General features: G+C 39.7%; 16 protein-coding genes. 11 read left to right on the forward strand and 5 right to left on the reverse strand.

Translation table 11 applies throughout. The annotated features are described in order from the left end of the window. Positions 1-74 precede the first annotated feature (74 nt). The 7 genes from HHA41_RS08435 to rapA all read left to right on the forward strand — a co-directional run bounded on the left by HHA41_RS08435 (position 75) and on the right by rapA (position 8,751). Entirely contained in the window at positions 75-458 is a 384-nt protein-coding gene (locus tag HHA41_RS08435; RefSeq protein ID WP_168417993.1) for a DUF962 domain-containing protein, read from the forward strand. Between the two features lie 689 nt (positions 459-1,147). Further along, the gene (thiE, locus tag HHA41_RS08440; protein WP_168417966.1) at positions 1,148-1,768 is read left to right on the forward strand and encodes a thiamine phosphate synthase; all 621 of its coding nucleotides are present in this window, start codon (positions 1,148-1,150) and stop codon (positions 1,766-1,768) included. Between the two features lie 33 nt (positions 1,769-1,801). Beyond that, a complete protein-coding gene (gene hemL / locus HHA41_RS08445; RefSeq protein WP_168417965.1) occupies positions 1,802-3,103 on the forward strand; it encodes a glutamate-1-semialdehyde 2,1-aminomutase in 1,302 nt (433 codons plus the stop codon). Between the two features lie 78 nt (positions 3,104-3,181). Beyond that, entirely contained in the window at positions 3,182-3,598 is a 417-nt protein-coding gene (locus HHA41_RS08450; protein WP_168417964.1) for a heme-binding protein, read from the forward strand. A gap of 645 nt (positions 3,599-4,243) precedes the next feature. Continuing rightward, complete coding sequence (locus HHA41_RS08455) at positions 4,244-4,960, forward strand: acyl carrier protein (protein ID WP_168461343.1); 717 nt, start codon at positions 4,244-4,246, stop codon at positions 4,958-4,960. Positions 4,961-5,122: 162 nt separating this feature from the next. Then, positions 5,123-5,767: an RluA family pseudouridine synthase gene (locus tag HHA41_RS08460; protein WP_168461344.1), complete on the forward strand. Its 645-nt coding sequence runs from the start codon at positions 5,123-5,125 to the stop codon at positions 5,765-5,767. Between the two features lie 146 nt (positions 5,768-5,913). Then, positions 5,914-8,751: an RNA polymerase-associated protein RapA gene (gene rapA, locus HHA41_RS08465; RefSeq protein WP_168461346.1), complete on the forward strand. Its 2,838-nt coding sequence runs from the start codon at positions 5,914-5,916 to the stop codon at positions 8,749-8,751. 109 nt (positions 8,752-8,860) lie between these two features. On the opposite strand, the gene HHA41_RS08470 is transcribed toward rapA, so the two are convergent. Together HHA41_RS08470 and fabR are read right to left on the reverse strand one after the other, a co-directional pair. After that, positions 8,861-9,298: a hypothetical protein gene (locus tag HHA41_RS08470; RefSeq protein ID WP_168461348.1), complete on the reverse strand. Its 438-nt coding sequence runs from the start codon at positions 9,296-9,298 to the stop codon at positions 8,861-8,863. Between the two features lie 197 nt (positions 9,299-9,495). Next, entirely contained in the window at positions 9,496-10,176 is a 681-nt protein-coding gene (gene fabR / locus HHA41_RS08475) for an HTH-type transcriptional repressor FabR (RefSeq protein WP_168461349.1), read from the reverse strand. A 154-nt stretch (positions 10,177-10,330) separates the two neighbouring features. Here fabR and HHA41_RS08480 point away from each other — a divergent pair, with 154 nt between their 5' ends. Both HHA41_RS08480 and HHA41_RS08485 read left to right on the forward strand, forming a co-directional pair. Continuing rightward, positions 10,331-11,401 (forward strand): ferredoxin reductase, encoded by a 1,071-nt coding sequence (locus HHA41_RS08480; protein ID WP_168417958.1) that lies wholly within the window; start codon positions 10,331-10,333, stop codon positions 11,399-11,401. A 13-nt stretch (positions 11,402-11,414) separates the two neighbouring features. Then, complete coding sequence (locus HHA41_RS08485; RefSeq protein ID WP_168417957.1) at positions 11,415-12,509, forward strand: acyl-CoA desaturase; 1,095 nt, start codon at positions 11,415-11,417, stop codon at positions 12,507-12,509. A gap of 150 nt (positions 12,510-12,659) precedes the next feature. Here the strand turns inward: HHA41_RS08485 and HHA41_RS08490 are convergent, their stop codons facing one another. Continuing rightward, positions 12,660-13,307 (reverse strand): HAD-IB family hydrolase, encoded by a 648-nt coding sequence (locus HHA41_RS08490; protein ID WP_168417956.1) that lies wholly within the window; start codon positions 13,305-13,307, stop codon positions 12,660-12,662. After that, positions 13,274-14,479, reverse strand: coding sequence for a DUF1615 family protein (locus HHA41_RS08495; protein ID WP_168461350.1), 1,206 nt, complete (start codon positions 14,477-14,479; stop codon positions 13,274-13,276). Before HHA41_RS08495 ends, HHA41_RS08490 begins: the two co-directional genes overlap by 34 nt. A gap of 83 nt (positions 14,480-14,562) precedes the next feature. Between HHA41_RS08495 and dusB the strand changes: the two genes are divergently transcribed. Then, positions 14,563-15,585 (forward strand): tRNA dihydrouridine synthase DusB, encoded by a 1,023-nt coding sequence (dusB, locus tag HHA41_RS08500; RefSeq protein WP_168461352.1) that lies wholly within the window; start codon positions 14,563-14,565, stop codon positions 15,583-15,585. A gap of 84 nt (positions 15,586-15,669) precedes the next feature. Here the strand turns inward: dusB and HHA41_RS08505 are convergent, their stop codons facing one another. Next, positions 15,670-16,716: a nitronate monooxygenase gene (locus tag HHA41_RS08505; RefSeq protein WP_168461353.1), complete on the reverse strand. Its 1,047-nt coding sequence runs from the start codon at positions 16,714-16,716 to the stop codon at positions 15,670-15,672. Between the two features lie 194 nt (positions 16,717-16,910). Here HHA41_RS08505 and HHA41_RS08510 point away from each other — a divergent pair, with 194 nt between their 5' ends. Beyond that, positions 16,911-17,423 carry a hypothetical protein gene (locus HHA41_RS08510; RefSeq protein ID WP_104852169.1) on the forward strand — a complete coding sequence of 171 codons (513 nt, stop codon included), beginning with the start codon at positions 16,911-16,913 and terminating at the stop codon, positions 17,421-17,423. The last annotated feature ends 91 nt before the right edge of the window (positions 17,424-17,514 follow it).

Consider the following 17,514-nt stretch of genomic DNA (forward strand, 5'->3'; position numbering starts at 1 on the left):
TATTTGAGCATCGTTTAGAGTGTGGTAATAAGCATAAGAATTCGCCCAAGCCAATTAACATCAGGAAGATGAACATGAACGCTGCATTAAAATCAGAATTTGAACCGACGCCAGAACCTGAGTTTGAATTGCCTATTCAAGACTACTCAACTTTTTATCGTTTTTATTTGACTGAACATCGCAATATCATGAGTCGTCGTTTGCACGTGGCGGGTAGCAGTATTGGGTTGTATTGTGTGAGCAAAGCGATACGGCATAAAAAAGCCAAATATGTGTTGTATGGCTTGGTTGCGGGCTATGCCTGTGCATGGGTTGGGCATTTTGTATTTGAAAAAAACAAACCTGCCAGTTTTAAACAACCTGTATATAGTTTCATTTCAGATTGGCGCATGTTTGCCGACGTATTACGCGGTCATTTAAGTTTACAAAACCGTGCTAAAGATAAAATTCCAAGTTGAATAAAAAGTATTTTTATACCATTTAGACAAAAAACTACCGATGTGTGATTATTTTCATAAAAAATGTACAAATTAAATTAATTTTTTCTTGAAATACTAGAGTGAATATTCTAATAATGTGTCTATCAAATTTAATATGACAATTTGATGACATTTGTGACTTTCCAAGCCTAGAGCGACCTTCTCTAGGCTTTTTTTATGGCTGTGCAATTTCGACTTAATATGAATAAAGATCAACTATCTAATACCTTTAAGCATAGCTTTTATAGGATGTAAGTTGGAGATAGCCTTAAAAAAAATTGCATTGAATACATTGTTTATTAAAAAATTTAGACACCCGATGATTTGTCGCACCCCCACATGCGCTCTGGCACAAACCCTCGGGTGTCTAATGGCTTACCTAAATATATTGTTATTATGTTAGGTAAACATTATGGATTGCTCAGTCTACATCACCAAGTATCCATATCTTATTGAACTTTTTACAGTTCTTGCTTTGTTTTGCGCAATTCAATTAAAACTAAATTTGCTAGATGCGGCTATCACTAGAATTGGGTATTTTTAAAATTTTTATCTCTATAAATGAAGCGCATAGCATTTGAGTAAATTTAGCTTTTATCCGCAGGCTTCTGCCGTAGTGCATCCGAATATGTCATAATGCGCGCATTGTATTTTGTGTGGTTGGGATGATGCGCGGTTTATATTTGATTACCAATGATGATCCGATTGAACTTCTGTTGGCAAAGCTGGAAGGAGCAATGGCAACCGCAGAAGTGGCAGTATTGCAATATCGCCGTAAAAATGTGCCGAAAGAACAGCAGGCTTACGAAATTGAATATATGAAATCGATGTGTGATCAATACAAAGTTCCTTTTGTGATTAATGATGATCTTGAAACAGCGGTTAAATATGGCGTTGGCGTGCATTTGGGCCAAGACGATGGTTCAATTGTTGAAGCGGTCGCGCGTTTACCTAAAAATGTTCTGATTGGTCGCAGTTGTAATAACTCATTGAAACTGGCGGAACAAGCCATCGCCGATGGTGCTAACTACGTGGCATTCGGCGCAGTCTATCCAACACCAACCAAACCAGAAGCGAGTCAGGTCAGCCTAGATACCATTCAGCATGCTAAGCAAAATTTGAATGTGCCTATTTGTGTCATTGGTGGTTTAACGGTCGAAAATAGTCAACCTGTGATTGATGCAGGTGTAGATTTGTGTGCAGTAGTGAGTGATGTATTGGATCGTCCGATGCACACCGTTGCACAGCGAGTTTATGATTGGTCTGCTCTTTTTAATGCAGAAGCCTAATTTTTAATTTTATCTTTTAAGTTGAGTGCCTCCATGAGCTTATCTCCAAAGCAAGAACAATTGTTTAAACAAGCCAATAAACATATTCCAGGTGGGGTCAATTCACCTGTACGTGCATTTAATGGGGTAGGTGGAACCCCTGTGTTTATTGAAAAAGCCAAAGGTGCTTATTTGTATGATGTCGATGGCAAACGCTATGTTGACTATGTTGGTTCTTGGGGACCAATGATTTTAGGGCATGCACATCCTGCAATTATTCAGGCAGTGCAAGCTGCGGCAGAAGATGGTTTGAGCTTTGGTGCGCCAACTGTGCATGAAACAACCTTGGCCGATATTATTTGTGAAATCATGCCTTCAATTGAATTGGTGCGTATGACCAACTCAGGTACAGAAGCGACCATGACTGCAATTCGCTTGGCGCGTGGTTATACAGGCCGTGACAAAATTGTGAAATTTGAGGGCTGTTATCATGGTCATTCAGATTCTTTGTTAGTAAAAGCAGGTTCAGGACTTTTGACCAGTGGTGAGGGCGAGGCGACTTCTGCGGGTGTGCCTGCCGATTTTGCTAAACACACCTTAACCCTTCCATACAACGACATTGCAACCTTAAAAGAATGTTTTGCAAAATTCGGTGCTGAAATTGCAGGTGTAATTGTTGAACCTGTTGCGGGCAATATGAACTTAGTGAAACCAATCGATGGTTTCCTGCAAGCCATTCGTGATGTGTGTGATGAACATGGTTCAGTCTTTATTATTGATGAAGTAATGACTGGTTTCCGTGTTGGTTTAGGTGGTGCTCAGGCACATTATGGTGTTAAACCTGACTTGACCACATTGGGTAAAATTATTGGTGCAGGCCTACCAGTGGGCGCTTTCGGAGGTAAGCGTGAAGTGATGGAATGTATCGCACCATTAGGCAAAGTGTATCAAGCCGGTACTTTGTCGGGTAACCCATTGGCCATGCGTGCAGGCATTGAAATGTTCAAACATTTACGTGCCGAAGGTTTTTATGAAAAGCTAACCGCACAACTGGAAAAATTGCTTACAGGCTTGCAAGCTGCAGCAGATGAAGTCGGTATTCCATTCAAGACGCAACAAGTTGGTGCGATGTTTGGTTTGTACTTTACCGATCAAGAAGACATCACTAGTTTTGATTCTATGCTGAAATGTGATGTAGATGCTTTCCGTAAGTTTTTCCACGGTATGTTGCAACGTGGTGTGAACTTGGCACCATCTGCATTTGAAGCAGGCTTTATTTCATCTGCACACAGTGATGAAGATATTGCTTTCACCATTCAAGCAGCGAAAGAAACATTTGCGGAAATGAAAGCTTAAACATTTTATTTTTGCAAAACATTAGGCCCGAATTCGTTCGGGCTTTTTTATACGACTTTGATTAAGAGAAATAGCGAGATGCAAACCAAACATTATTTGACTTTAAGCGATGCGGAATTTTTATTAGACCAAGCCCATCAATACTCAATTCAGAATAACTTTAATGTCAGTATTGCAGTGGTCGATGAAACAGGTTCTGCTTTGGCGATGAAACGTATGGATGGTGCATCGCCAATGACAGCAAGTTTGAGTTTGGAAAAAGCCAAGTGTTCTGCGCTCAGCCGTTGCCCAACTAAATTGTTGGAAGATTTGATTAAAAATGGACAATTAGGTTTTCTCAGCCTAGACAGTTTTTCAGGCATGCTCGAAGGTGCTGAGCCGATTATCTATCAAGAGCAATTGGTGGGTGCAATAGGTGTGTCTGGCGTCAAGTCATTTGAAGATGCGGAAATTGCTCAGGTGGCGATTGAGAAGTTTTTGGCGCAGCAAAGCTAATTCAAAATAGAAATTGATTAGCTCAATTCAATAAACTCAACTAAAGTTGTTCCAACATGAAGCGTGGAACCTGACAAATCATTAAAAAAGCCCACTCAGGTATGAATGGGCTTTTTGGAATGCTGTAAGAGTGTGATTTATATGGAATAAAAAATTGAATTGCGTATAAGCTGTACTATGTTAATTTTAGGGAAATTAAATAATTGATGAACAATGAAATTGAAAGTCTAGAGCCTTAATAATTTAAAAGCTGATAGCATTATTTGAAGAGTTTGATTTAAAAATTTGGGAAAAATCATATAAGAATATGCTCTTATGTCTTCAAGAAGATCCCGATTATGCAAAGTATCAATTGCGTATTAGTTTTGGTGGAATGGGATCAATTAATGATCTCATCTTACATAGTGATGGAATTCCTATTATTAAAGAAAATAACTATTTAAATGAATTAAGAAACAAATTGTATGCTTATTTAACATAATGTCTGTATGGGACATTTCTATTTGGTTTTAAGGTAGGACATTTCTACTTGGGAATAACATATGATAATGAAGGTTTGGAAAATAACATCAAAAAGATAACTCAATTGTAAACTACAATAAACATCGAATGATTGAAGTATTACTTTGTTTTTAAGAGCCGCTCATGTTTTACCCCATGCCTAAAAAAATCCAATTGGCAGCATCACAAGCCAAATGGTCACTGCATGCATCTACTTCAGTTTTAGTGTTAGTCGGTTTACACCATATCAGAAGTTTGTCTGGGGCTTTAGAAAGCCAACTCATGCAGCATCTGATTCAAATTAGCAACAAAGCCAAAGCACTTGATATTCCAATTGTCGATTTATATGGCGATGATCTGATTCAAGGGATGCAGCAACTTGGAGAATATGCAGCGAGTCATCCACAGCTTATTTTTGCAGGGCAGATCACACCCGCTTTGAAACAGGTTTTGCCTTATTTGCAAAGTGTCACAGAAACAATTTGTGTGGTGGATGACGCCATTTTATTGTCCAATTTAGAGCAGCATATTCAATGGATTGATACTATTTCCAAGCAAGGCTTACATCATGTAAATAGCTATACGCTGAATCGTTTATGGAGTTTAACTGCACCATCCGACTATGTTCTTTCCCCTAAAGGAATTTTGCTCGCTCTTGCAGAACAGCTCAATATGGAAGCCTTAGAAATTGATCCACATGTTGCTTTAAAAGATTATGGGCTCGATTCTGTGGCAATAGTCAGCTTAGTTGGATTGTGGCGAGCCAATGGCGCCAATATCCGTTATGAAGATTATCAACCGAGCTTAAATTTGTTGCAATTGCTGCAGATTTTAAAGTCACCCATATCATCTACGTCATAAAAACACATTTCTAAAAGTGGTCTGATTTAAAATCCAGCAGATTGTCGGATTCAGGAATGTAAATCGGAAAATTCATCTGGAATTCGCAAATTTTGCATTGTAATTCTGTGTCAGGCTTTTTATCATTGCCGCCTTATTTTCACGATCGGCCTGGAATTGAAATTGAGTAATTTTCTAAGCGAACACCTGATTCATCGTGATGATGAGTTTATGGTGATACATAAACCCGCAGGTCTACTCACAGTTCCAGGTAAAACAGTCGATTTGCAAGATTGTCTGATTAGTCGTTTAGTTAAAATTGAACCACGTACTTTGCTGATACATCGCTTAGATCGTGATACTTCTGGCATTTTGGTTTTTGCTTTAAGCAAATGGGCGCAAAAGCGAATTTCACGTCAGTTTCAAGAGCGCCAAACCGACAAAACCTATCAAGCATTGGTAGCAGGGCAACTGCAAGGTGAAGGCACTGTAGATGTGCCTGTGGTGTATGATCCTGCACATCCTCCATTACATATTGCCGATGCAACCCATAACAAACCAGCTTTAACGCATTGGCGTGCGTTGGAACAGTTTGAATTGCAGGGGCAAACCGTGACCCGTGTAGAGCTAACTCCGATTACAGGGCGTTCACATCAACTGCGGGTGCACATGCAATATTTAGGTCATCCGATTATTGGCGATACCTTATATGCTACGCCAGAACAACAACAACTCATGCCGCGTTTGTGTTTACATGCTGCCGAATTGAGTTTTTTGCATCCGCAAACTGAACAACGTGTGCAGTTTGTTTGCCCAGTCCCATTTTAAGCTAAAAAGATTATGTAAAGCCTGTGCTTTAGGCTCTCTTTTTAGTGCGCTTTATGTCAAAATATATTGCTATACGCACTGAATTTTTGCTCAAATACTCATCAAGTTTTGCGCAAAAATTTATACGTCCTAACTTCTAAATAAAGGTGGAAAAATTGCAGCAGTTTGCTATTGGTCAACGTTGGTTATCAGACACAGAAACAGAATTAGGACTAGGTGTTCTGATTGATGTAGATGAGCGATCGGTCAGCATTTTATTCCCTAAAAGTGATGAAACCCGTGTCTATGCACGCAACAATGCACCTTTATCGCGTATTATTTTTAATGTAAATGATGAAGTTCAAGACCAAGAAGGCAATCTGTGGACGGTTGAATCTGTAGAAGACCGCCATGGGGTGCTGCGCTATAACGTCGGACGCCGTTTAGCCGATGGCACAGAAGAACATAAATCACTGAATGAAACCCGTATAGGGGCCAGTATTCAACTGTCTAAACCTTTAGACCGCTTGCTTGCCAGCCAAATTGATTATAAAGAATGGTACGACCTGCGTATTGAAGCGATGTTGATGCAAGCCAATATGCAAAGCAGTCCATTACGAGGCTTGGTCGGTTCACGTGTCGGTTTAATTCCGCATCAGCTTTATATTGCACATGAAGTGGGTAAGCGTTTTGCACCACGCGTACTGTTAGCAGATGAAGTTGGTTTGGGTAAAACCATTGAAGCAGGTTTGATTATCCATCAGCAACTCAAAACAGGGCGTGCAGAACGTATCCTGATTTTGGTGCCAGATTCTCTGCAATATCAGTGGATGATTGAAATGCGTCGCCGTTTCAATCTGCAATTCTCTTTGTTTGATCTAACCCGCACAGCATCTATTAAAGAACATGACCCTGACCTGAATCCATTTTTAACTGAACAATGTATTATTGCTTCAGTCGATTTAATGATTGACCACGATGATTTACGTGAGCAAGCCCTAGAAGCCGGTTTTGATTTGCTGGTGGTGGATGAGGCGCATCACTTAATGTGGAGCGAAGAAGAAGGCGGCAATGACCGCTATGATCTGGTCGAAGAGTTAGCAGAACAAACGGCAGGGGTGTTATTACTCACAGCAACGCCTGAACAATTGGGTGTAGAAAGCCATTTTGCACGTTTACGCTTGCTTGACCCACAACGTTTTAGTTCACTAGATCGTTTCTTGGATGAAGAAGCACAATATCAACATACGGCAAAAATTGCTGAAGTGTTAATGTCAGATACTGCATTGGAAGAAAACCATTTTGCAGCATTGGAAGGTTTGTTGGGACATCGCATTGAAGATAATACCGAGCAGCGTTTCCGTGCTATCCACGAATTATTAGATCGTCACGGTACAGGGCGTATTTTGTTCCGTAACACGCGTGAAGCAATTCAAGGTTTCCCAGGTCGTGATTGTCAGCCTGCGCCATTGGCTGCACCAGAAAACTGGTCTAAAGATGGTAAATTACGTGAACAAATGTGGCCAGAAGAAGCACAGCTCGATGGTAGCTGGATGGAAACTGACCCACGTGTGATGTGGTTAATGGAGCGTTTGCGCAGCGATTTAAAACACAAAAAAGTGCTTTTAATTGCGCGTAGCGGCCCTGTAGTAGAGGCGCTTGAAAATGCGCTGCGCCTACATGCAGGTATTCGTACAGCAATGTTCCATGAAGGTATGAGCTTACTTGAGCGTGACCAAGCGGCAGCGTATTTCGCAGAAGACTCTTACGGCGCACAAATTTTATTGTGTTCTGAAATTGGTTCTGAAGGACGTAACTTCCAGTTTGCCTCAGACCTGATTTTGTTTGACCTGCCAGCCAACCCAGATGTATTGGAGCAACGTATCGGTCGTTTAGACCGTATTGGTCAGGAAAACCGTATTCAGATTCATGTGCCATATTTAATTGGTACAGCACAAGAACGTATGTTCCGTTGGTACAACGAAGCACTTAATATTTTCAGCAACATTTCCCCAACTGCACAAACCTTACAAGAAAACTTTATTGTCGATTTAAAAGACTGCTTACTTGCAGATTTGGGACAACAGTTTGAAGATTTATTGGAAGCAGTAAGCGTACAGCGAGAAGCGTTGGAAGCAGAATTACAAGCAGGCCGAGATCGTTTGTTGGAGTACAACTCATGCCGTCCTGTGGTAGCACAAGAAATTGTGCAGGCACTTGAAGAGTATGATGACAATACCACTTTGCCAATATTTATGAAGCGCTTTATGGCCTCGACCAATATTGACTTCGATGAGCAAAGTAACGGTACAGTGATTATTAAACCTACGGATCAAATGCAAGTTCAAGGTTTGACTTTAGACGAAGAGGGCATGACTGCGACTTTTTATCGTGATCAGGCACAAATTCGTGAAGATGCGCAATATCTAACACTAGAGCATCCATTCACAGAAAGTGTGATGGAAATGATCAATACTCAAGGGTTCGGTAGTACTAACGTTGCAGTATTAAAATCTGCTGCCTTGCCACAAGGTTCGATATTACTGGAAGTTTGGTTTAAAGTGGATGTAATTGCACCGAAAGCGCTGAACTTGCCATCGAGTCTGCCGCAGCAACTTGTTCGTGTTTTATTGAGTGAAAAAGGTCAGGACTTATCGCAAAAAATTGCACCTGAAATTTTAAAACCTTATTTACATCATTTAGATGGCAACAGTTGCCGCCAAGTGGTGAAAGCACGCCGCGATGTAATCGAAGCACGTTATACACAAGCCTTGGAATTGGCCAAAGCTGCGTTGCCTGAATTTAAGCAACAAGCCAAAGATGTATATAGCAAAAAATGGCAATACGAAATTGACCGTTTAAGCTATTTAAAGCAATTTAACCCAAGTATTCGTGAAGATGAAATTACACGCTTACAGAAATTGCAAAAAGAAGGTTTGAGTTTGTTGGATGGTTTGTCGGTTACGCCTGAAGCCATTCAGGTGATGGTGGTGGTTAAGCCATAATCAGTGACAGTAAATCTGTATCTACTGTATCCATAATAAAGCGCCTTCGGGTGCTTTATTTTTTGACTTTAGTTGTGTCATGCAGGTTTTGCTATTTAGGGTTTGTCATTTAATCTGTGTCTGTTGCATCACCTAGTAGAAAGTAGGTATTGAGTAAATATTCGACTTCTGCCTCAAAGTTAGCATCGGGTTTGATCATATAAAATAAATGACTCAATTGTTTAAATTGAGGATGATCCTGAGATAGCATCACGATTACATTATAAAAACGCTGTTGCCCACGTTGTAAAAAGGCTTGTTGTAACTTTTCAAAAGAAACATTTTCTAGCGTTGGTTGTTTGAGGGCAATGGCACCGCAGTGAGGTTGAATTTCAGGTAAATTTTCTAAAATATAATTTGCCTCTATACCTTCAGCGACAATCACTTCAGGTTTATGCTTTTGACAGAGTGCTAAGATGTGTCGCTGAATAGAGGCAGCATTTTGTGATACATCGAGGCTGAATTGTTGTTGCGGTTGTGCATCGTTCGTGTCATCAAGAAAGAGCATATTTTTCCTTTAGTTTGTTGTTATTACACTATTATCATAGAAAGTTTGGGATTTATTGTCGAATTTCTGCGTCATAAAGTGACGTTGTGGTTTTCTGCTTAGTAAATTATGCTGTATATCAAAACAGATTCATTCCAAATAAAAAATCAGCTTTGTATTCACAAAGCCGCTTTGATAGAGAGGAGCAAAGTTTAGATTTATCGAATTTTAGCTTCATCCAAATGACGTGCGCCTTCTAAAATCATACGAATCATAATCATGGTTTGTTCGGCGGTTTCTTTACGTTCAGCCGTGGGCATATCAATCACTTTGGCGCCCATATTAAACACCAGTTGAGTAATCGCTTTGGCTGCAATATCAGGATGCGCCAGCTTACTGTTATTTAAGCGTTCTAGACGAATTAAATCATCCTGCAATTCTTGTTGGAAGTAGTTCAATTGACGCTCTACTGCCAGTTTATATGGAATTGAACCTGTATACCCTTCACGTAATAACAGACTTAAATTGCCTTCATCGGTATCTAATTGTTCAATAAATACTTCAACCGAGCTGCGAATAATACTGTTTTGTTTAGATGCTTTTAAGCGTGCTTGATGCAAAATTTGACGTAAGACCACACCTGCACGATCAATCAACTCAATTGCAAGTTCATCTATATCTTTAAAATGACGATAAAAACTGTTTGGTGCAATGCCTGCTGCACGTGCAACTTCACGTAAACTTAACGAGGCGATACTTTTCTGTGGGCCAATTAAATTTAATGCTGCCTGAAATAGCTCTTGTTTGGTAATGGTGGCTTTTCGCCCAACCGTACGCACGACAAGAGGCTCACGAACCGTTTCAGATTCTGGGAAAGTCACATCATGGTTTGTTTTCATGGCAGGTTGAGTCATATTTTCAATAATTTATAAGCTTAGAGGCATTATAGCGGCTGCGCTAGTACTTGTGAAATGATTAGAAACAATACAAGTGTATATACAAATATATATACATGTGTATAATAATTAAAATTTCATCGGGTGGTGCTGAATCATGCAGCTAACTGAAAAAAGAAAATCTCCCCTTAGTAGTCTTGCAACGGCTGTGTTAGACCCTTATGCAGCAAACTTCTGGTTGCAAAAAGTAAATCCTTTATGGTCGGTGAATCAGTCACTCGGCAAAATTGTAAAAAAAGAGCAAACCGCAAAAGATGTGGTGAGTCTCACACTACAAGTCAATAAAAAGTTTCAAATGGGTGCAGCAGGTCAGCATCATCCAGTTTATGTAAACATTCAAGGTGTACGCTATGAGCGAACTTATAGTTTGACTCAGTTAGATGCACAACATGTTTTATTGACCGTGAAAAAGGTCGATCAGGGCAAAGTCAGTACATGGCTGGTTGAGCAGGCTAAGTTGGGCGACACATTAGAATTTGGTGCACCTTATGGCGACATGCAATTGCCTGCTCAAACGCAGCCTTTAATCTTATTGGCAGCGGGCAGTGGCATTACGCCAATGTACAGCTTCATTCAGAATTTGGTGCAGTCAGGCCGTTTGGGTGGTACTTCAATTCATTTACTGTATTGGGTTAAAACCTTTGCAGATGCAGCTTTTAAAGCACAATTCGAAGCTTGGGCAGAGCAATTTCCTAACTTTACATTGCAAGTATTTTATACCCAAGAGCCGAGTTTGAAACACAGTCGTTTAAATGCGGAACATCTACAAGACTTGGCAAATATGGATCAGAGCACCGTATTTGCATGTGGCCCATCTGGTTTTACTACTCAGGTTGAACAACTGTTTACTCAGGCTGCTGTGGTTAAAACTGAAGCTTTTAGCATGACCCCTGTTTTAGGGGACGATGTGGGCTTGGTACAAGTCACCTTAACTAAATCTAAAAAGATTGTGACCATTCCAAAAGGCAAATCAATTTTAGAAAGCCTAGAGCAGCAAAATATCAAACCGAAATATGGTTGCCGCATGGGTATTTGCCATAAATGCGTATGTAATAAAGCTGAAGGCTCAACAAAAAACTTGGTAGATAGTGTTCAAAATAGTGAACCAAATAACCAGTTAAAAATATGTGTTAACTCAGCACAAACAGATTTAATTATTGATTTATAAGCGAGTTTCGATTATGAATATGCCAGTGAAAATAGAATACTTTCGCAATCCTAAAAACCGTGAACTCACTCAATTAGAATTAGATGAGCTTGCACGTGAATTAGATGCTATTAAACAAGAAGTTTTGGATGATATTGGCGAAAAAGATGCGAAATACATCCGCCGTGTTTACTCAACGATTCGTTATAGCTCAATGGCAGGTCGTGCCTTATTGTTTGCTGGTTGGTTTCCGCCAGCATGGGTATTGGGTACAGGGCTATTAGGCTTTGCCAAAATCATGGAAAACATGGAGTTAGGCCATAACGTCATGCACGGTCAATATGACTGGATGAATGATCCTAAATTCAATGGCGCAAGCTATGAATGGGATACTGTGGGTACTTCAGACAACTGGCGTCAAACCCATAACTTCAAACATCATACCTATACCAATATTAAAGGCATGGATGATGATATTGGTTATGGTTTAGTGCGTTTGTTCCCAGAACAGCGTTGGAGATCGGGCTATTTATTACAACCTTTATATAGTATCCCGTTCTGCTTATTGTTCCAGTGGGGCGTTGCGATTCAGAATTTAGAAATTGGTAAAATTTTGAATGGCCGAAAAAGCAAAGCACAAGCTAAAAAAGAATGGCAGCCAATGCAGAAGAAAATTGGCAAACAATTGTTCAAAGACTATGTGTTTTTCCCACTAATTGCTGGGCCATCAGCTCTGCCAGTATTTACAGGTAATTTGGTTGCGAATGGTATTCGTAATATTTGGACATTTAGTATTATTTTCTGCGGTCACTTTACTAAAGATGTAGAAGTGTTTCCAAAGTCAGTCATGCAAAATGAAAGCCGTGGACATTGGTATATGCGTCAAATTCGTGGTTCATCTAATCTTACAGGTTCAGAAGCATTCCACATTTTGACAGGGCATTTAAGCCATCAAATTGAACACCATTTGTACCCAGATGTGCCTGCGCGTCGTTATCGTCAAATGGCGCCAAAAGTGCAAGCTGTGTGTGAAAAATATGGCTTGAACTACAACAATGCTAGCTTGGTTAAGCAATACGGCAGTGTATTAAAACGTATTGTGAAATATGCTTTTCCATTCAAGAAATAAGCATGAATATCATTTATGAAATTTTAGATTAGTAAGTGATTCATCAAACAGTGATAAATATATCTTTAATGATATAGAAAAGCGGCTTAGATGAGCCGCTTTTTTTATGTGGTAATCCCCCCCTAAAAATAATACTTTTACTAGGCTTTATCAAGCCAGTTTTTTATAAGCCATAATTTCAGGTAAGGTTTGATCTACACCGACCATATATGGATGGGTTGCTAAACTCAGCATAGCTTCATCTTCATCACTATTGCCATACGCATAAATAGCAGCATAATTTTTTAAATCATACTGTTCTAAAATCCGAATTTGCTTTTGTTCCCGACTACAATCAGGTGTTGAATATTGCCCTGTAAATTGCTGACTTTCAATTTCTGTTTCGGTACAAATCAAACCAACATTTAATTGCTGACAAATATACTGCAAATAAATATCCACACTCGCAGAAACCACCACCACATCATCACCATTGAATTGATGTTGCTTTAATTGTAGTAATAGTTGTGGGTTTAGATCATGCATTAAATCTGCTGCATAGCGTTGTGCAAGTGCTAATATTTCAGTTGTACTTGCATCTTTAAACATAGCATTAAATAATTTAGGGCGCATGGCATGTGCAGGATAGACTTTTAAATAAAAGGCCTGAATCCACGGTAAGGTTTTTAAACCTTGTTTGATAATGTGTCGTTTAGACAAGGCATAGAAAATGAACCCCGTAAAACTGTCTTTGCTGCACAGGGTGCCATCAAAATCAAATAAGGCTAGATTTTTATATTTTTGGCTTTTTGTATGCATGTTTTATAACGTCCATTGACTCGTGTTGCGAACCAATTGGTGTTGTAATCTCGACTCAGTTTAGGCCCTGAAATCACCACTTGTGGCATCATGGCATAAAATGGCTCTTTGCCCGTTTGTGCTTTATAGAGTTTAGTGACAGCCAGATAGGTCGCAGTATCTTCAAATTTCTTTTCTTTTTCTTTTTTTAAGTCTGCACGAATTTGTCGTGGTGTAACCAAAATATTATGTTTAGCAAAAACAGCAATTAATTCACGTTCTGATTCACTCTTTGCATTACGCACACCGCCATCTTTAGCGTAAAGAAGTAAATCACCATCTAAATCGAGTTCAGCTTCGGTTAAATCATTCAGCATACTTTGGAATGCAGCATTGCGGCTCGAATACATGCCCGAGTTATAGTCAGCAAAACGGTATAGCGGTTGATCATAGTCAGCAGGGTACATCATTAAACGATGAATCCCATAATATAAGCCACCATACTGGGTATATAGATCACTGCGTAACTCTGCGATGTTACCACTTTGACGTTTATGCTCTTTGGCATAGCTAATATGCACTTGCATAGAACCTAAAGTGGTAATTGGATTAAGTTTTTCACCAATATTTTGACCAAACAGTTTGGCAGCACCTGTTAGTGCGGAAACATGATAATGCTTTGCCATGTAGTCAAAAATTTCACGGTATAGTTCATCTAATTCACGTTCAGTTTTTACCCGACGCATTTGACTCAAATAGTTATCTTCAGGGCTAGGGTGATTTTTCAGCACATCCTGAAAATAGCCTGCAACCGTACCGCCAATTGCTTCGCCCAGTTTATCTTTAAATTTTTCATCCAAACGATCTTGTACTTCTTTAACAGCTTTTTCGCCTAAACCATAAACTTGCGGGTCTGCTACAAAGTTGGATTCCTGATCAACCACAGCAATAATGGTGCACATATTTTCTTTGGTTTGTGGAATACCTAATTGCTCAGAAATATCATAAATATCTTTAGCCCAAGCACTGCGTTCACTGACACGGTTAGGAATCAGTTTGCGAATATGTTCTGCTTCCAAGGTTGGCTCATTGTCCTTAGACCACCATGCGCTGTCTCCACAGGCTGCTAAGCTTAAGTATAAGGCGAGCACGCTGAAGGGTTTCATCAAAGAAGTGAATACAGTGTCTTTCATAGATAGGGAAAACTCGTTCCAAATGGATGAGCCCAAAGGGCAGATGCAGTATACTATGCCAATCATTAAAGTTAAGAATATATATGTATATTGGTCCCTATCAACTGTCAAATAATTTGATTGTTGCCCCAATGGCAGGCGTTACTGATCGGCCATTTCGCTCACTGTGCAAATACTTTGGAGCTGGGCATGCAGTCAGTGAAATGATGACATCTGACAAAACTTTGCGCATGAGTAAAAAGAGTTTGTATCGTGCCAATTTTGATGGGGAGCTTGCGCCAATTTCTGCACAAATTGCAGGTTCAGATCCGCATGATTTAGCGGAAGCAGCACGCTATCAGGTGGCCAACGGGGCGCAAATTGTTGATATCAATATGGGCTGTCCTGCCAAAAAAGTCTGTAATAAATTGGCGGGGTCTGCCTTGTTGCAAGATGAAGATTTGGTGGCACGTATTTTAGACACAGTTGTTGCTGCGGTTGATGTACCTGTAACCCTTAAAACCCGTTTGGGTTTTTTAAATGGTCAGGAAAATATCTTACGTGTGGCAAAGCGTGCGGAACAAGCCGGTATTGCCGCTTTGGCTTTGCATGGTCGTACCCGTGAAGATATGTATTTAAATCATGCACGTTACTCACTGATTAAAGACGTGAAAAGTATGTTGCAGATTCCAGTCATTGCCAATGGTGATATAGATAGCCCTGAAAAAGCCAAATATGTACTAGATTACACAGGTGCTGATGCCATTATGATTGGACGTGCAGCACAGGGACGTCCGTGGATTTTTCGGGAAATTGCACATTATTTAGCAACAGGGGAGTTGCTTGCCGCACCGAGTATTGCAGAAGTTCAAAAAGTCTTATTGGGGCATTTAGCCGAGCTTTATGAGTTTTATGGGGAATATTCAGGTTGTCGAATTTCACGTAAACACATTGCTTGGTACACCAAAGGTTTACGTTCAAGTAATGAGTTTCGCCAAAACATGTATAAAGTTGAAAGTACTGCCGAACAATTTAAAGTGGTGGAGGACTACTTCAATCAGTTATTGGCACATGGTGAAATCATGAGTGATGTACAAGTAGAAAGTGTTAATTTACTGGATACTTGATTAGCATTTAAGATTTTGATTTTATAGTTAAAATTTCACTCTTAACCGCTTTGCTTGTTTAAAGCAGAGCGGTTGTATTCTTGTTTAATGTGCGTGAATCATCTCTAGCACCAATTGATTGATTAAATCTGCAGCTTCTAATTCACGAATTTGGCTAACATTACTGCCTGCCCAGAATGGCGCATAACCTTGCTCACCATGTTTGACTGCTGCTGCATGTAATTGTTTGGCGAGATCGTAAGTGTATGGATAGCTAGGCACAGCGATACGATTAGGTGTATCAATCTTTGTGTGCCAGTGATTAATCAAACCACGTGCAGGACGTCCAGAAATACTTTCTGTAATTTGGGTGATGTTTTGTTGGAACAAAGCTTGCCGATAAGCCGCATTGGCATTTGAACTTTTACATTGTACAAACGCAGTACCCAGTTGTACGGCAGATGCACCAAGGTTAAGCATGTGTTTGGCCTGCTGACCATTCATAATTCCACCTGCAGCGACCACAGGTGTTGTGCAATGCTGATGAATCAGTTGCACTAAATCACTGGTTTTCACAGCACTATCAAATGCCTGATTAAAAACACCTCTGTGCCCACCAGCTTCAATCCCTTGCGCAATAATAATATCAATTCCTGCTGCTTCAATCGCCTGAGCTTCGGCTAAATTTGTAGCAGAAACCATGGTGATGATTCCTGCATCTTTTAATGCTTGAATTTGATGCTCATGTGGAATTCCAAAATGAAAACTTACTGCTTGTGGTTGGGTTTCCAAAACCAGATTTAAATAATCATCATGGTCTTTAAAGCTTGGATAAATACATTTTAGTTGTGCAGGTGGGGTGACATCATATTGGGCAAAAATTGGCGCAAATTGTGTAATCCATGCCTGTGCAATCTGTTCATTGAGTGGTGTGGATTCATGGCAAAAGAAATTTACTTGAAATGAATTGTCGGTGAGGGCTTGAGTTTGAATGATTTGTTCACGCGCAGCTTCGACTGTATGTGCGCCTAAACCAAGCGAGCCTAATCCACCTTGATTAGAAACTTCTGCAGCAAGTTCAGGGGTTGAAACACCCGCCATTGGAGCAAGAAAAATAGGATGTTTTATATTCAGTTGTTTTAATAAAGCCATATTATTTACTCCAGTTTTTATCTACTTTGCCCAAGTCTATAAAAATTGGCAAATCATATTCATCATTTATTCTAGAAATATCAGCACTAAACTTTAACTATGTAGGAGGGGGAAAGTACAGGTTCGTTTTAGTCATTCTTTTCACTTTTTTTCAGGCATAATGTCTAACAAGTGTGAAATGATTGAGTAAATAAATGAAACCATTAGTTTACGGTGCTTTACTTACTGTGCTGGGTTTAGTGGCTTGTCGTGAAGAACCAAAAGTACAGCAAGTTGATCCTCAAAAATATCAGGTGCAGGATGCAGTAGCATTGCAGCAACGTATAGATGCTTTAAATACTAAATTAGCTCAAGATTTTAAGCAGTTCAAACAAGTGGAAAGCATTGCGTTTTCACATCAATTTCCATTAGATGTAAATAACCTGCGAAGTTTAAATCAGCATCTCGTGAGCAGTACTGCGTTGAAGCCGACTAAAATTGCATATTGTGACATGATGAATGGCTATTTTTCAGAGTTGTATCGGCTGGGGCATTACAATCTAGCGTTGCTAAAAGATGTGCAATTGCCGCAAGCTGAAAAAGAGAATTTGCCGGCTAACTTTGCAAGTCCTGAAGCATATTATGATTTTATTTTGAATCGCTATACCAGTTACCGACAAGTCCAGCAGACGATGGGTTATGGTTGCAATTTAAAGGCAGCTTTATAGTAGGCAATGGGAGCAATTAACTATAACTAAAAATATAGACAAATATTTGCATAAGTGCTCATTTTGTCTATGTCGATTCAGTAGTGGCAAG

This window comes from Acinetobacter sp. A1 (genome assembly GCF_012371315.1).
Lineage (GTDB): Bacteria > Pseudomonadota > Gammaproteobacteria > Pseudomonadales > Moraxellaceae > Acinetobacter.

What these genes read in the sequence shown, in the direction of transcription:
- HHA41_RS08435 (WP_168417993.1), top strand. Translation starts at nt 75, where the DNA reads ATGAACGCTGCATTAAAATCAGAATTTGAACCGACGCCAGAACCTGAG.
- thiE (WP_168417966.1), top strand. Translation starts at nt 1,148, where the DNA reads ATGCGCGGTTTATATTTGATTACCAATGATGATCCGATTGAACTTCTG.
- hemL (WP_168417965.1), top strand. Translation starts at nt 1,802, where the DNA reads ATGAGCTTATCTCCAAAGCAAGAACAATTGTTTAAACAAGCCAATAAA.
- HHA41_RS08450 (WP_168417964.1), top strand. Translation starts at nt 3,182, where the DNA reads ATGCAAACCAAACATTATTTGACTTTAAGCGATGCGGAATTTTTATTA.
- HHA41_RS08455 (WP_168461343.1), top strand. Translation starts at nt 4,244, where the DNA reads ATGTTTTACCCCATGCCTAAAAAAATCCAATTGGCAGCATCACAAGCC.
- HHA41_RS08470 (WP_168461348.1), bottom strand. Translation starts at nt 9,298, where the DNA reads ATGCTCTTTCTTGATGACACGAACGATGCACAACCGCAACAACAATTC.
- fabR (WP_168461349.1), bottom strand. Translation starts at nt 10,176, where the DNA reads ATGAAAACAAACCATGATGTGACTTTCCCAGAATCTGAAACGGTTCGT.
- HHA41_RS08480 (WP_168417958.1), top strand. Translation starts at nt 10,331, where the DNA reads ATGCAGCTAACTGAAAAAAGAAAATCTCCCCTTAGTAGTCTTGCAACG.
- HHA41_RS08485 (WP_168417957.1), top strand. Translation starts at nt 11,415, where the DNA reads ATGAATATGCCAGTGAAAATAGAATACTTTCGCAATCCTAAAAACCGT.
- HHA41_RS08490 (WP_168417956.1), bottom strand. Translation starts at nt 13,307, where the DNA reads ATGCATACAAAAAGCCAAAAATATAAAAATCTAGCCTTATTTGATTTT.
- HHA41_RS08495 (WP_168461350.1), bottom strand. Translation starts at nt 14,479, where the DNA reads ATGAAAGACACTGTATTCACTTCTTTGATGAAACCCTTCAGCGTGCTC.
- dusB (WP_168461352.1), top strand. Translation starts at nt 14,563, where the DNA reads ATGTATATTGGTCCCTATCAACTGTCAAATAATTTGATTGTTGCCCCA.
- HHA41_RS08505 (WP_168461353.1), bottom strand. Translation starts at nt 16,716, where the DNA reads ATGGCTTTATTAAAACAACTGAATATAAAACATCCTATTTTTCTTGCT.
- HHA41_RS08510 (WP_104852169.1), top strand. Translation starts at nt 16,911, where the DNA reads ATGAAACCATTAGTTTACGGTGCTTTACTTACTGTGCTGGGTTTAGTG.